Here is a 13,020-nt window from a genome sequence, read left to right as displayed (position 1 = left end):
AGGATGTCCAGGACAAGGACGGGATATGGACGCACGCGCCTACATCGACGACCACAAGGACGAGTTCTTCAGAGCGCTCAAGGAGTGGCTGGCGATCCCCTCGATCTCCGCCGACCCCGCGCACCACGACGACGTGCGACGTTCGGCCCGATGGCTCGCCGACCACCTCACCGAGACCGGCTTCCCCACGGTCGAGGTCTGGGAGACCCCCGGCCTGCCCGCCGTGTTCGCCGAATGGCCCGCCGCCGACCCCGACGCGCCCACCGTGCTGGTCTACGGTCACCACGACGTCCAGCCGGTCGACCCGCTCCAAGAGTGGGAGACCGAACCGTTCGTCCCCACCGAGCGTGGCACCTCCCTGTACGCGCGCGGCTCCTCCGACGACAAGGGCCAGGTGCTCTTCCACGCCCTGGGCGTGCGCGCGGCCCTGGCCGTCTCCGGCGCGGACGCCCCGCCGGTCACGGTCAAGCTGCTGGTCGAAGGTGAGGAGGAGTCCGGCTCGGTGCACTTCGCCGAGCTGATGAGGGCCAACCGCGAACGTTTGGCCTGCGACGTCGCCGTCATCTCCGACACCACCATGTGGGCACCCGACACCCCCTCCATGTGCGTGGGCATGCGCGGCGTCACCGACGTCGACATCAACCTGTACGGGCCCGAACGCGACCTGCACAGCGGCTCCTTCGGTGGTGCCGTCCCCAACCCGCTCAAGATCATGAGCGACCTGCTCTCCGGGCTGCACGACGGCGACGACCGCGTCGCGATCCCCGGCTTCTACGACGGTGTCGTCGAGGCCAGTGAGCGGGAACGCGAGCTCATCGCCCGGCTCCCCTTCGACGAGAAGGAATGGCTGGCCACCGCCGCGTCCACCGCGGCCCGTGGCGAGAAGGGCTACAGCACCCTGGAGCGTGTCTGGTTGCGGCCCACCGCCGAGATCAACGGCATGTGGGGCGGCCACACCGGCGCCGGCGGCAAGACGATCGTCCCGCGCTCCGCGCACGCCAAGATCAGCTTCCGGCTGGTCCCCGGGCAGGAGCCCCTGACGATCCAGGACCGCGTCCGCGAGTACGTGGAGGCCAACACCCCCGACGGCGTCCACGCCGAACTGGAGTTCGGTGGCCCCGGTGTGCGCGCCTGCGCCTCCGACCTGGACTCCACCGCCCTGAAGGCCGCCCGCGCCGCCATGAGCCGCGCCTTCGGCAAGGAGGTCCTGTTCACCCGAGAGGGCGGCAGCGGGCCCGAGGCCGACATCGCCGACATCCTCCAGACCCCTCTGGTGTTCGTGGCCGTGGGCCTCAACGAGGACCGCATCCACGCCCCCAACGAGAAGGTCGAGATGCCGCTGTTGCTCAAGGGCGCCGAGAGCGCCGCCCATCTGTGGGAGGAACTGGGCAAGGGAGCCTGACCCGCCCAACGGTCGCACCCGCGCACTTCTCACCCGGAAGTGCGCGGGTTCATCCGTCGGGAGTGCACGGTGCCCCCGAACGCGTTACACCTGGTGTGTCGCGCACGATTACAGGAAGGTCCCATGGACTTCGACGCCGTACCCGCACTCTCCCGCGCCTCGGTCGACTCCGCCGGACACCGTCGAGGTGACGACGAGTGGCTGGCCAAGGCCTGGGCCGACACGAACACCCGAGTGCTGGTCCTGGAGGGCGGCGAGCCCGGAAGCCACGGTTGGCAAGCGCTGATGGTCAAGCAGTCCCGCGCCCTGGTCACCACCGGCCGGACCCGCGAACTCGTCCTCATCACGCCCGAGCAGGCGCCCAAGGGCGAGCGCTACCTCCTGGGCAGCGACGGCGAACGCGCGTACTTCGCGGTGCGCTCCGAACAGGAGTTGGCGGTGAATCCCGTCGCCGAACCCGCCTCGTTGCGCGAGGTCGGCGCGGCCCTCGACGACCACGACACCGGCCTCTTCACCCGGGCCATCGCCCTGGCCAACTGGAACGCCACCCACGGCTTCTGCCCCCGCTGCGGATCCCGCACCCGGATCGAGAAGGCCGGGCACGTCCGGGTCTGCGAGGAGGAGGGCACCGAGCAGTTCCCCCGGATGGACCCGGCGGTGATCATGCTGGTGCACCGTGAACGCGACGGCCGGGAGGAGGCGCTGCTGGGCCACAACCCGAACTGGGACGCCCGGCGCTTCTCGGTCCTGGCCGGGTTCGTCGACGCCGGGGAGTCCCTGGAACAGGCGGTCGTCCGCGAGGTCGCCGAGGAGACCGGCGTGATCGTGCGGGACCCGCGCTACCTGTCCTCACAGCCCTGGCCGTTCCCGCGCAGTCTCATGGTGGGCTACACCGCGCGCGCGGTGGGGGAGGCCACGGCCACCGACGACGAGATCTCCGAGGTCCGCTGGTTCACCCGCCCCGAACTCGCCGCGGCCGCGGAGGCCGGCGAGGTGATCCTGCCCGGACACGTCTCCATAGCCCGCACCCTCATCGAGCACTGGTACGGGGGACGTCTGTCCGGCGGCTGGTAGCCCCGAACACCCGATGAGGCTGCGCCGTAGGCGTCCGTTGAGGGTGGTGGTGGGCGACGGGTGGGACGAAGCGCCGGCGGAGGCGCTCAGGGATAGAGCGCCGCGGACCGTCCATCCCCCGCATCGGACGGTCCGCGGCACGCCACCCCGGTGGGCCGGTCCGATCGGACCGGCGCCCGATCAGATCTGGCCGAGCTCGTCCGGAAGGACGGTCAGTGGGCTGGTGCTGCTCTCCACCACGTCTCGGGCCAGGTCCGCCACCTTGCGTCCACGCGAACGCGCCGAGGAACGCAGCCGCTCGAACGCCTCGCGCGGCGGCATCGTGTGCCGCTCCGCCAGGACGCCGATCGCCTGCTCCACCACCACACGAGAGTGCAGCGCGTGCTCCAACTGCGCGATGGTGTGCTTCAGGCGGTCCACCTCCGAGGCCCCCTCCGGCGCCCGACCCGGCGCCTGGGCGCGGGGGCGTGGCCCCCCGGCCTCGGAGGTGATCAGGTCCGCCAGCACCATCGCGCTGATCAGGTCCGGGGCGTCATGGCGGTTATGCCCACCGCCCACGCGCCACCCGTGCGGGGTGCGTCGCACCACTTCGGCGTCCACCGTGTCGGTGGTCGCGATGTCATGAGGCCTCACGTCGTCCCCCAACTCCACACTCCCCGTCATGTACAGGTTTGCCGGTGTCGACCGGGCCACCCTGGACCGGGGTGCGTTCGCCCTGAGGGAGGGCTTCCCGTCGCGCGGGCCGCGTGGGGCGGCCCGCGCCGTCGGTCCTAGGACAGCTCGGCCAACTTCTTCTTCACCTGAGCGAGCGACGGGTTGGTCATCGCCGAGTCGTCACTGAAGACCAGGGTGGGGACTGTCTGGTTCCCACCGTTGACCTTCGAGACGAGTTCCGCGGCCTCCGGGTGCTCCTCGATGTTCACCTCTCGGCCGGTGATGCCCTCTCGGGAGAGCTGGCTCTTGAGCCGCTTGCAGTAGCCGCACCAGGGGGTGGTGTACATCGTGAATCGCTCGGTACCGGTACTCGTCATCTCGCTCACGTCTTTTCCGCGTCGACTGCCATGGTTCGGGAGGATCCCGATGGTTCCAACACCGGGCGACCCGAGCCGCTTCCCATGGTGGTTCGACACAACGTGGGACGCCTCACAGGCGCGACTGGTTCTGGAATGTGTCACTCGGTTCGTTCGGCCTGTTCAGGTCGGGGCCGTGGACGATCGGCTCCGGCGGGCGCCGATACTTGAGAGACTGTCCGCCCAGACCCACCCGTCCGACCAGATTCAGGAGCACCATGGACCCCGACCGCGTCCTGGAGGGACTGGACCCGGAACAGACCGAGGCGGCACGCGCGCTGCGCGGCCCCGTGTGCATCCTGGCGGGTGCCGGCACGGGCAAGACCCGGGCCATCACGCACCGGATCGCGTACGCGGTGGCCGGTGGGGTCGTCGCCGAACAGCAGGTCCTCGCGGTCACCTTCACCGCGCGCGCCGCCGGTGAGATGCGCGGCCGGCTCCGTGCCCTGGGCGCGCCCAGGGTCCAGGCCCGTACCTTCCACGCGGCCGCCCTGCGCCAGCTCTCCTTTTTCTGGCCACAGGTGGTCGGTGGCGAGAAGCCCACCCTGATCGACAGCAAGATCAAGGTCGTGGCGCGCGCCGCCAACGCCGTGGGACTGCAACCGGACCGGACCGGGCTGCGCGACCTCGCCAGTGAGATCGAGTGGGCCAAGGTCACGCAGGTGCGCGCCGGCGACTACGACAAGGCCATCGTCAAGGCCGGTCGTCAGGCGCCCATGCCGGCGGTCGAGGTCGCCCGGGTCTTCGAGGCGTACGAGGAGCTGTGCCGCGAGCGCAACCTGCTCGACTTCGAGTCCATGCTCGAACTCACCGCGGGGATGATCAACGAGTACCCCGCCATCGCCCAACGGGTCCGTGACCAGTATCGATACTTCGTCGTCGACGAGTTCCAGGACGTCAACCCGCTGCAGAAACTCCTCCTGGACGCCTGGCTCGGTGACCGCGACGACCTGTGCGTGGTCGGCGACCCCAGCCAGACCATCTACTCCTTCGCCGGCGCCACCCCCGGCTATCTCACCGGGTTCGGTGACCGCTTCCCGCACGCCACCGTGGTGCGACTGGTCCGCGACTACCGGTCCACCCCCCAGGTCGTCCGCGTGGCCAACCACGTGATCGGCCAGGCCAAGGGTTCGGCCGCGGCCGAGCACCTCACCCTGCGGGCACAGCGTCCCGACGGGCCGGACCCGATCTATCAGGAGTACGACGACGAGCTCGCCGAGGCCACCGGCGTCGCCCGCAAGATCAGCGTCCTGCTGGAGGAGGGGACGCCCGCGAGTGAGATCGCGGTCCTGGTGCGCATCAACTCCCAGTCCGCCGCCTACGAACAGGCGCTGAGCGACCAGAACGTGCCCTTCACGGTGCGCGGCAGCACCCGCTTCTTCGAGCGTCCCGAGATCCGGCAGGCCGTCCACACCCTGCGCGGGGCCAGGCAGGGCGTGGCCGACGAGCAGGACGAACCCTTGGTGCGAACGGTGCGCCACCTGCTGTCCCAGATGGGGCTCACCGACACCGCGCCCGAGGGCCGTCAGGCCCGGGAACGCTGGGAGTCGCTCTCGGCACTGGTCCAGCTGGCCGAGGACATGGCGGCCAAGTCCGGACCCGGTGGGCGGTCCGCGACCATGGCCGACTTCGTCGACGAGCTTGAGACGCGCATGGCCACCGAGCACGCGCCCGGCTTCGAGGGGGTCACCATCGCCTCCCTGCACGCCGCGAAGGGCCTGGAGTGGGACGCGGTGTTCCTGGCCGGACTGACCGAGGGCATGATGCCCATCATCTACGCCGAGAGTGACGACGAGGTCGAGGAGGAACGCCGGCTGTTCTACGTGGGCGTCACCCGTGCCCGTGAACACCTGGCGATGTCCTGGTCCCTGGCGCGCTCGCCCGGAGGCCGCAAGACCCGTAAGCCCTCGCGGTTCCTCGACGGGTTGCGACCCGCCTCGCCCTCCACGAGCGGGCGCCGGGACCGGCGCAAGGGCGGGGTGACGCGCTGCCGGGTGTGTTCCAACACGCTCACCGACGTCACCGAGCGCAAACTCGGACGTTGTGTGGACTGTCCCTCCACCTACGACGAGGCGTTGCTGGAACGGATGCGCGACTGGCGGCGCCGAACCGCGCAGGAGCAGAAGGTTCCCGCCTACGTGATCTTCACCGACGCCACCTTGCAGGCCATCGCGGAACAGGAACCGGGCAGCGTGTCCCAACTCTCCTCGGTCTCCGGGGTCGGCGCGGTGAAGCTGGATCGCTACGGTGAGGCGGTGCTCGCGCTCGTGGCGGGTGACGAACCGGAGGGGCCGGGTTCCGGTGACGGGGAGGAAGAGGATGAGTGAAGGCTTCGACGTCGGCGACGGCGGGCAGTCCCTGGCCCAGCTGCTGAGGGTCCTGGACCTGGAGCGGATCGAGGACAACATCTTCCGGGGGATCAGCCCGGAGGAGGGGCCCCAACGGGTCTTCGGTGGTCTGGTCGCGGGTCAGGCCTTGGTGGCGGCGGGCCGGACGGTACCCGCCGAGCGGTACGTGCACTCCCTGCACGCCTACTTCATCCGACCGGGTGATCCGTCGGTGCCCATCGTCTACGAGGTCGATCGGGTCCGCGACGGTCGTTCCTTCACCACTCGCAGGGTGGTGGCCATCCAGCACGGCAAGGCGATATTCACTCTGTCGGCCTCCTTCCACAAGGAGGAACCCGGGCTGGACCACCAGATCCCGATGCCGGACGTGCCGCCGCCCGAGGAGCTGTCGAGCACCCGGGAACGACTGCGCGAGGCCTTCGGCAAGGTGCCGAACTTCGTCCAGTGGCATCCCATCGAGATGCGGCCGGTGGGCGCGATGTCCTTCGAGGCCGAACGCGACCCGGAGCTGCGGACCGCCACCAACCCGGTGTGGTTCAAGGTCGACGGGAGGTTGCCCGACGACCGGCTCACCCAGGTGTGCCTGATGACCTACGCCTCCGACATGACGCTGCTGGACACCGTCCTGCTCCGGCACGGGCGTTCGTTCGCGGGCATCGCCATGGCCAGCCTGGACCACGCCATGTGGTTCCACCGCCCCTTCCGCGCCGACGAGTGGCTCTTGTACGCGCAGGAGTCCCCGACCGCCCAGGGTGCGAAGGGTCTGGCCCGAGGCCTGGTGTACACCCGCGATGGACAGCTCGTCTGCTCGGTCGTACAGGAGGGGATGATCCGCGTCGTCGACGCGGAGGGTTGGAGCTGATCTCCACAGACGGAACCTGACCTGATCAGGCAGAACGACATGGTGAAGGGTCGGCGGGGCAAGTCGGCAACCTCCGGCCCTTCGGTATTCCGTGGAAGTTCTGGCCGGATCCGGACGTTTTCGCAGGTCAAAAATGGGTTGCCGTCTTCTACTCGGCGACCGTAGTGTGTACAACGTCGCAATGACCGCTCTCGGTGCAGGTGCAAGACCCTGTACCCGACTTTGAAGGAGGTGCCCGATCTGATGATGACGAAGAACCAGGAGACCACCGGTCTCGCAGCCACATGGCAGCCGTTCATGCCGTCCTTCCGCTTGGGTGCCGACCTGAGCGGTGACGCCTTCGAGCGCACCTTCGGTGGCGACCGTATGAACACCCCGGGCGGCGTGGCCGTCTCTGGCACGGGCCTGCTCATCGCGGGCATTCCCGTGTCCGAGGGGACCAGTGTGTCCGAACCCGGTGTCATCGGCGCCCTGCGCGACGAGTCCGGACTTGCCCTTGATCGCGGCAAGTTCACCGGTGGCATCCACGCCCTGAATGAAACCCGGCGCCGTTATGGCGCACTGGGGGAGTGTCCACGGAGGACACCGGCCTAGCCGGCCTTCCACTCCGTGGCCGCGGACCCCAGTAAAGGGGCCCGCGGCTTTCTTTGTATCTCCGTCAGGCCCTCCGTCCCCAAGGGGCGGGGAGTAGACGGCGACATCGCAGAGTCCAGGTCCCTCACCGGACCGGTTCCGGTGACCGAACACCGACCGCGTTGTACGAACGATCAAAGATCTTGGAGGGCACCGATGCTTGCGTCGGTCCTGGTAACGCCCCAGCTGGGTGAGGTCGACATTCCTTGCCGTCGAGAGCCGGACCTGTTCTTCGCGGAGGCTCCCGCCGATGTAGAGGCGGCGAAGACCATCTGTGGGGACTGTCCCATCAAGGAGCAGTGCCTGACGGACGCCCTGGAACGGGGTGAGCCGTGGGGCGTCTGGGGTGGGCAGCTGCTCGTCTCCGGCCAGGTCGTGGCGCGCAAGCGCCCGCGTGGTCGCCCCCGCAAGAACCCGGCCCCCGTCGCGGCCTGAGGCCACGACGACCTCGTCCCACGAAGAACGTACGACCGAGAAGGACTCGAAGAGCGATGATGCAGGAACTCATGCGAATGGTGGAGCGGACCGAGCAGGAGCCGCACGAGCACCAGCTCAGAAGGATCGGCGCCCGACAGCTGCGCGCCCGCCAGCGGGAGGAGCGCCGGGTGGAGGAAGCGATCATGGAAATCGCGTGGTCGCGGCTATGTTGACGCCGGCGCACGCGGTGAATCGGTGAACACGATCGGGCGGTCTCCTGAACCAGGGAGGCCGCCCGGTCTCGTTTCGATAACCAAAATGCCGATCGGTGCGACTCGTGGCGGGGTCGTGTGGCCTGTCTCACCACCTCGGAAGGGGCCTGGTCAGGGCAGAACGCGCTACACCGTGGTGCATTTCGATCCGGATCGGCGACCCGGACATCAGGTCGACCCAATGACATATCGGACCACGGCACACCTGTTCGGAAACGCTCCTCTGGGCTACCGTAAACTTCGTGCCCTCGAACACCAAAGTCGAGGTACGACGCAGTCCTCGTCGCCGACGTACCGTGTCGGCCTACCGGGACGGGGACACCACTGTCGTCCTCGTGCCCGCGACGTTCTCCCGCGCAGAGGAAAAGCGCTGGGTGGACCAGATGCTGCGGAAACTCGACGCGAAGGAGGGGCGGCGCCGCCGCGGCGACCGCGAACTCCACGAACGCGCCGTCGAACTCGCCGAACGCTACCTCGGCGGGAGCCGGCTCCCCGACACCGTTCGCTGGGTCGACAACCAGAACACCCGCTGGGGCTCGTGCACCCCGGACACCCGTGCCATCCGCATCTCCCGCCGTGTCGCCGGTATGCCCTCATGGGTGGTCGACTACGTGCTCGTGCACGAACTCGCCCACCTGCACATCCCGCACCACGGCCGGGACTTCTGGGAACTGGTCCGCCGCTACCCCAAGGCCGAACGGGCCCGGGGTTACCTGGAGGGCTACAGTGCCGGCAGCCGTTCCGAGGGGTGCGCCCACGCCGCCGAGGACGACGACCTCGAAGACGACGAGGTCGCCTTCGAGGACTAGCGCCACCGAGTCCTCAGCCTTCGAGAGCCTTGCCGGCCACCCGCATCTCGCGGTACGCCCGCGCCAGTAGGTACCCGCCGGCCAGCAGCAACGCGCCGAACACCAGGACGACGTAGGCCGTCGTGCCGCCCCAGGAACCGGAGACCGTCGCACGGCCGGCCACCGCGAACAGGAGCAGGGACAAGAACGCGCAGACGAGCTGCGCGGCACGGAACGAACGACGCGTGTGCCCGTACCTGATCCGGGCCGCCTCACGGGAGTCGACCCGGCCGCTCCGCTCGTCGAAGAGCAGTTCCCGGGCCGCCTTGCGCAGCCGCCGGTAGAACAGGTGGGCCACGAGCCCGCCGACCAGGGCGATGATGGTGAACAGGGACATGTCACGACCTCGGGGGTCAGGCCGGCCTCAGGGGTGGACGGGGCCGTGTGTCGTCACGGCGGCGACCGCGGCGGCGACCAGGTCGCGCACCGAGTCGTCGGTGGGTTCGGGTGGGTCCGTGACCGGGAACCAGCCCAGGTCCGCGGACTCGTCGGGGTCGCGCACCAGCACGGCGTCGTCGGGGGCCACCGCGGCGAACTGCACGTCGAGGTGGAGGCTTCCGCCACCGCAGGGGACCGAGTGCCGGTCCAGGCGGACCGGTTCGGGCAACATGGTGATCCCGGTGATGCCGGACTCCTCCGTTGCCTCCCGCAGCGCGGCCCCGACCAGGGTGGCGTCGGCGTCCTCACAGTGACCGCCGGTCTGCAACCACATCCGGTGGATCCGGTGCAGGACCAACGCGACCCGGGAGCCGTCGGCGGAGAGGATCGCCGCGCTCGCCGTCAGGTGCCCGGGCAGGCACGTGCGCCACATGGCGTCGTCGTGGGACTCCAGGTGCGCCAGGTAGGAGGTGCGCAGCTCCTCCTGCCCGGCGTCGGGGGCGGCCCAGGCGGTCAGTACCGCCCGGGCGTCCTCGTGAAGGCTCACTCGCCGCCCTTCTCGCCCTGGTCCTCGTCGCCCGGCTTGGGCCGTTCGGCCCCGTCCGGGTCGGTCAGCGACGAGATGTCGAAGTCGACGCCCTCGTCGGAGCGACCGTTCACGAAACCGTTCGGGTCGTCCAGGTCGTCGCCGGAAGGCATGAGGTCGGGGTGCTGCCACACGGCGTCGCGCCCCTCGATCCCTCGGGCCTCCTCCAAGGCGTTCCAGAGCGCCCCGGCCTCGCGCAGCCGACGTGGTCGCAGTTCCAAGCCGACCAGTGCCGCGAACGTGTGCTCGGCGGGGCCACCGGTGGCACGACGGCGCCGGGTGGTCTCGGCGAGCGCACCGGCCTGTGGAAGGCGCTCGTCCACGGCCTTGGCGACCACGGTCGCCACCCAGCCCTCGATCAGCGCCAGGGTGGTCTCCAGTCGACCCAAGGCGGCCTTCTGCTGCGGGGTGTCCTCGGGCTGGAGCAGCCCCTCGGCGCCCATCCCGCCGGACATCATCTCCTGGATCGCCTCGGGGTTGGTGAGATCGATCTCCCCGAGCTTGTCCTCCAGGCCGCTGACGTCGTACGACATCCCCGCGGCGTACTCCTCGACCAGGCGCGACAGGTGCGAGCGCAGCCACGGCACGTGCGAGTACAAGCGGTGCACGGCGGCCTCGCGGGCGGCCAGGTACAGGCGGACCTCGTCGGCGGGGATCTCCAGACCCTCGCTGAACTTCTCCACCCCGGAGGGCAGCAGTGCGGCGTTGCCCTCACCGGCGAGCGGCAGGCCGATGTCGGAGGTTCCGATCACCTCCTGGGCCAGCCCACCGATGGCCTGACCGGCCTGTTGGCCGACCATCATGCCGCCCATCTGCTGGATCATGCCGAGCAGAGGACCGGCCATGGAGGCCATCTCCTCGGGCAGGTTCTGGCCCATGGCCTGAACCGTCTTGGCGGTCAGCGGGTCGCACAGCTGCGCCCACGTGGCCATCGTCTTCTCGATCCACTCCGACCGACTCCAGGCCTGAGCGGTCTGGATCCCCGAGGGGAGGTCGGTAGCCTGGTCGAGCCACAGGTCGGCGAGGCGCAGGGCCTCCTCGATCCGTGCGTAGTCGGCGGGCGGCACACTCGGGTCCCCGATCTGGGACACGCTGTGCCGCGCGATGTTCTTGGCCATGTCCCAGTTGATTCCGGACGTCGAGGACGTCGCGGACTCCCCGGCGGGGCCGGGGGAGGGCTGGGACGACATCATGTCCGCGAATTGGCGGAGCATGTCGGCCATCTGTTGCGGATTCCCGAACGGGAACCCGTCCGGTGTTCCGGAGTCCCCCCCGCCCGGGCGGCCGCTGCCGGCACCCGAGCCGGAGTCGCCTGAACGGCGTCCGGACTCGTCATCGGGATCGTTCGGCATGCTGAAACCGAAAGGCAGGTCGCTCACAATCAGACCTCAGGCAGGATTAGGTTTGGTCTCCACTGTCACGTTAGCTGGGAGTCGCCCGGAGTGAATACCGAAAGCAGCCAGGTTCGCCCAGAGCACAGCTCCCCAGGACGGTCGGGGACGGTAGTCGCCGTCACCGGTGCCGCCACCGGGGTCGGCCGGCTTCTCGTGCAACGCCTGGCCGCGCCAGAAGGTTCCATCCGGGCCCGCGAGATCATCGCGATCGACCAGGAGTTCGCCGACCTGCGCGATGTCACCTGGCGGATCGCCGATGTCTGCGATCCGGGGTTGGTGTCCCGGTTGGAGGGCATCGACGTCCTCGTGCACACCGCCGACGACCGTTCCCTGGACACCAGACCGGCGCGCCGGCGCGAACACAACATCCTGGCGGCTCAGACCGTATTGACCGCCGCGGCCGCCTCAGGCGTCCCCAGGGTCGTCCTCGTCACCAGCAGCATGGTCTATGGAGCCGCGCCGGACAACCCCGTCCCCCTGCCCGAGGACTCCGGTCGCGTGTCGGACAACAGCGAGGGCCTGATGGGCGACTTCGCCGCGGTCGAGGAACTGGCCGAACGCGCCCGCCGCGCGCACCCGGGCCTGACGGTGACCGTCGTGCGCCCCGCGCCACTGGTCGGTCCGGAACTCGACACGCTCCTGAGCAGACACTTCGCCGCGCCCCGGCTGCTCACCGTCAAGGGCCACGAACAGCACTGGCAGTTCTGCCACGAGGACGACCTGGTCTCCGCGCTGGCCTTTTGCGCCCTGAACGGCGTGACGGGACGCGACGGCGTGGTCGCCGTGGCCTCCGAGGGATCCCTGACACAGGGGGAGGTCGAGGCGATCGCCGAGATGAAGCACTTCGAGGTCGCCGCCAACCTCGCCTTCGGTGCGGTGCGTCGCCTGCACCAGGCCCGCATCACCCCGGCCGCCGCCGGTGAGATCAAGTTCCTCGTCTACCCGTGCGTGGTGGACTGCGCCTCGTTGCGCGAGGCCGGCTGGAAGCCGACGCATGACAGCGAGTCGACCCTGCGGGTACTACTGGAGTCCAACAGCGGCAAGCACGCCATCGCCGGTCGCACCCTCGGTCGCAAGGAGGCCACCATCACCGCCGCCGCCGGTGCGGCGGGCGCGGCCGCCGCGACCATCGGAACCGTCGCCGCCATCCGTCACCTGCGCAAGCGCGGGAAGGGCTGACCCACGGTTCCACCGATCACGGCACGCGCGAACCTCGCGTGCGCCCCACCGATTGATACGGTTCACCTGTGGAAGAGATCACTCTCGCGGCAGTTCGCGAAACACCCCTGTCCGTCGACGAGGTCCTCGCGGCGGTGACCCATCCCCGGGCGGGCGGCACCGCCGTCTTCATCGGGACCGTGCGCGACCACGACCACGGTCGTGACGTGTCCGCCCTCTCCTACTCCGCGCACCCCACCGTCGAGGCCCGCCTGCGCGAGGTGATGGAGAAGGTGCTGAGCGACACCAGCGTCCCCGGGCGTCCCGTCGTACGGATGGCCGCCACCCACCGGGTCGGAGACCTGGAGATCGGCGACCTCGCCGTCGTCGTCGCGGCCGCCGCCGAGCACCGGGAAGAGGCCTTCGCGGCCTGCCGGCGACTCATCGACGACCTCAAGGCACAGGTGCCCATCTGGAAGAACCAGGCCTTCGAAGACGGCGAGACCGAATGGGTCGGCTCACCCTGAACCCTGGCCCCTGACCCCCTCCGGAGCCCCTTTTCGGGTCTCCGGGACGCT

The 13,020-nt window shown here is 69.5% G+C and carries 15 protein-coding genes; 10 read left to right on the top strand and 5 right to left on the bottom strand.

What is annotated here, in order from left to right; translation table 11 throughout:
- The first annotated feature begins 25 nt into the window (after window positions 1-25).
- Entirely contained in the window at window positions 26-1,402 is a 1,377-nt protein-coding gene (locus ACWGKS_RS10605; protein WP_452522426.1) for a dipeptidase, read from the top strand.
- Between the two features lie 123 nt (window positions 1,403-1,525).
- Window positions 1,526-2,476, top strand: a complete 951-nt coding sequence (nudC, locus tag ACWGKS_RS10600; protein ID WP_358503476.1) for an NAD(+) diphosphatase — start codon at window positions 1,526-1,528, stop codon at window positions 2,474-2,476.
- 180 nt (window positions 2,477-2,656) lie between these two features.
- Here the strand turns inward: nudC and ACWGKS_RS10595 are convergent, their stop codons facing one another.
- Window positions 2,657-3,076, bottom strand: a complete 420-nt coding sequence (locus ACWGKS_RS10595; protein WP_358503518.1) for an ANTAR domain-containing protein — start codon at window positions 3,074-3,076, stop codon at window positions 2,657-2,659.
- A gap of 170 nt (window positions 3,077-3,246) precedes the next feature.
- Window positions 3,247-3,507, bottom strand: a complete 261-nt coding sequence (locus tag ACWGKS_RS10590; protein ID WP_358503516.1) for a mycoredoxin — start codon at window positions 3,505-3,507, stop codon at window positions 3,247-3,249.
- Between the two features lie 257 nt (window positions 3,508-3,764).
- Between ACWGKS_RS10590 and ACWGKS_RS10585 the strand changes: the two genes are divergently transcribed.
- The 6 genes from ACWGKS_RS10585 (at window position 3,765) to ACWGKS_RS10560 (ending at window position 8,887) form a co-directional block, all read left to right on the top strand.
- Window positions 3,765-5,873 (top strand): ATP-dependent DNA helicase UvrD2, encoded by a 2,109-nt coding sequence (locus tag ACWGKS_RS10585; protein ID WP_358503473.1) that lies wholly within the window; start codon window positions 3,765-3,767, stop codon window positions 5,871-5,873.
- Window positions 5,866-6,756, top strand: a complete 891-nt coding sequence (tesB, locus tag ACWGKS_RS10580; protein WP_452522423.1) for an acyl-CoA thioesterase II — start codon at window positions 5,866-5,868, stop codon at window positions 6,754-6,756. Before ACWGKS_RS10585 ends, tesB begins: the two co-directional genes overlap by 8 nt.
- Before the next feature lie 243 nt (window positions 6,757-6,999).
- Complete coding sequence (locus tag ACWGKS_RS10575; RefSeq protein ID WP_358503467.1) at window positions 7,000-7,350, top strand: hypothetical protein; 351 nt, start codon at window positions 7,000-7,002, stop codon at window positions 7,348-7,350.
- Between the two features lie 195 nt (window positions 7,351-7,545).
- Window positions 7,546-7,824, top strand: coding sequence for a WhiB family transcriptional regulator (locus ACWGKS_RS10570; protein ID WP_358503464.1), 279 nt, complete (start codon window positions 7,546-7,548; stop codon window positions 7,822-7,824).
- A 56-nt stretch (window positions 7,825-7,880) separates the two neighbouring features.
- Window positions 7,881-8,039, top strand: coding sequence for a hypothetical protein (locus ACWGKS_RS10565; RefSeq protein ID WP_190318501.1), 159 nt, complete (start codon window positions 7,881-7,883; stop codon window positions 8,037-8,039).
- Between the two features lie 281 nt (window positions 8,040-8,320).
- Complete coding sequence (locus ACWGKS_RS10560) at window positions 8,321-8,887, top strand: M48 metallopeptidase family protein (protein WP_358503461.1); 567 nt, start codon at window positions 8,321-8,323, stop codon at window positions 8,885-8,887.
- Between the two features lie 13 nt (window positions 8,888-8,900).
- On the opposite strand, the gene ACWGKS_RS10555 is transcribed toward ACWGKS_RS10560, so the two are convergent.
- From ACWGKS_RS10555 to ACWGKS_RS10545, 3 genes are read right to left on the bottom strand one after another with little or no spacing between them, the layout of a single operon-like run.
- On the bottom strand, window positions 8,901-9,263 hold the full coding sequence (locus ACWGKS_RS10555; protein ID WP_358503458.1) for a hypothetical protein: 363 nt from the start codon (window positions 9,261-9,263) through the stop codon (window positions 8,901-8,903).
- 27 nt (window positions 9,264-9,290) lie between these two features.
- Window positions 9,291-9,851 carry an NUDIX hydrolase gene (locus ACWGKS_RS10550; protein WP_358503455.1) on the bottom strand — a complete coding sequence of 187 codons (561 nt, stop codon included), beginning with the start codon at window positions 9,849-9,851 and terminating at the stop codon, window positions 9,291-9,293.
- Window positions 9,848-11,269, bottom strand: a complete 1,422-nt coding sequence (locus tag ACWGKS_RS10545; protein WP_358503453.1) for a zinc-dependent metalloprotease — start codon at window positions 11,267-11,269, stop codon at window positions 9,848-9,850. The genes ACWGKS_RS10550 and ACWGKS_RS10545 overlap by 4 nt, the downstream gene beginning before the upstream one ends.
- A 63-nt stretch (window positions 11,270-11,332) precedes the next feature.
- Here ACWGKS_RS10545 and ACWGKS_RS10540 point away from each other — a divergent pair, with 63 nt between their 5' ends.
- Window positions 11,333-12,463: an NAD-dependent epimerase/dehydratase family protein gene (locus ACWGKS_RS10540; RefSeq protein WP_358503450.1), complete on the top strand. Its 1,131-nt coding sequence runs from the start codon at window positions 11,333-11,335 to the stop codon at window positions 12,461-12,463.
- A gap of 68 nt (window positions 12,464-12,531) precedes the next feature.
- Window positions 12,532-12,969 (top strand): molybdenum cofactor biosynthesis protein MoaE, encoded by a 438-nt coding sequence (locus ACWGKS_RS10535; protein ID WP_358503448.1) that lies wholly within the window; start codon window positions 12,532-12,534, stop codon window positions 12,967-12,969.
- Window positions 12,970-13,020 lie beyond the last annotated feature (51 nt).

The sequence above is a fragment of the Nocardiopsis sp. NPDC055879 genome (assembly GCF_053615935.1).
The sequence above is the reverse complement of the archived record's forward strand: the minus strand, read 5'-3'. Positions and strand labels throughout refer to the sequence as shown.

Bases quoted from the DNA above. Each gene is read 5' to 3' on its own strand.
- ACWGKS_RS10605 (WP_452522426.1), top strand. From the start codon at position 26: ATGGACGCACGCGCCTACATCGACGACCACAAGGACGAGTTCTTCAGA.
- nudC (WP_358503476.1), top strand. From the start codon at position 1,526: ATGGACTTCGACGCCGTACCCGCACTCTCCCGCGCCTCGGTCGACTCC.
- ACWGKS_RS10590 (WP_358503516.1), bottom strand. From the start codon at position 3,507: ATGACGAGTACCGGTACCGAGCGATTCACGATGTACACCACCCCCTGG.
- ACWGKS_RS10585 (WP_358503473.1), top strand. From the start codon at position 3,765: ATGGACCCCGACCGCGTCCTGGAGGGACTGGACCCGGAACAGACCGAG.
- tesB (WP_452522423.1), top strand. From the start codon at position 5,866: ATGAGTGAAGGCTTCGACGTCGGCGACGGCGGGCAGTCCCTGGCCCAG.
- ACWGKS_RS10575 (WP_358503467.1), top strand. From the start codon at position 7,000: ATGATGACGAAGAACCAGGAGACCACCGGTCTCGCAGCCACATGGCAG.
- ACWGKS_RS10570 (WP_358503464.1), top strand. From the start codon at position 7,546: ATGCTTGCGTCGGTCCTGGTAACGCCCCAGCTGGGTGAGGTCGACATT.
- ACWGKS_RS10565 (WP_190318501.1), top strand. From the start codon at position 7,881: ATGATGCAGGAACTCATGCGAATGGTGGAGCGGACCGAGCAGGAGCCG.
- ACWGKS_RS10555 (WP_358503458.1), bottom strand. From the start codon at position 9,263: ATGTCCCTGTTCACCATCATCGCCCTGGTCGGCGGGCTCGTGGCCCAC.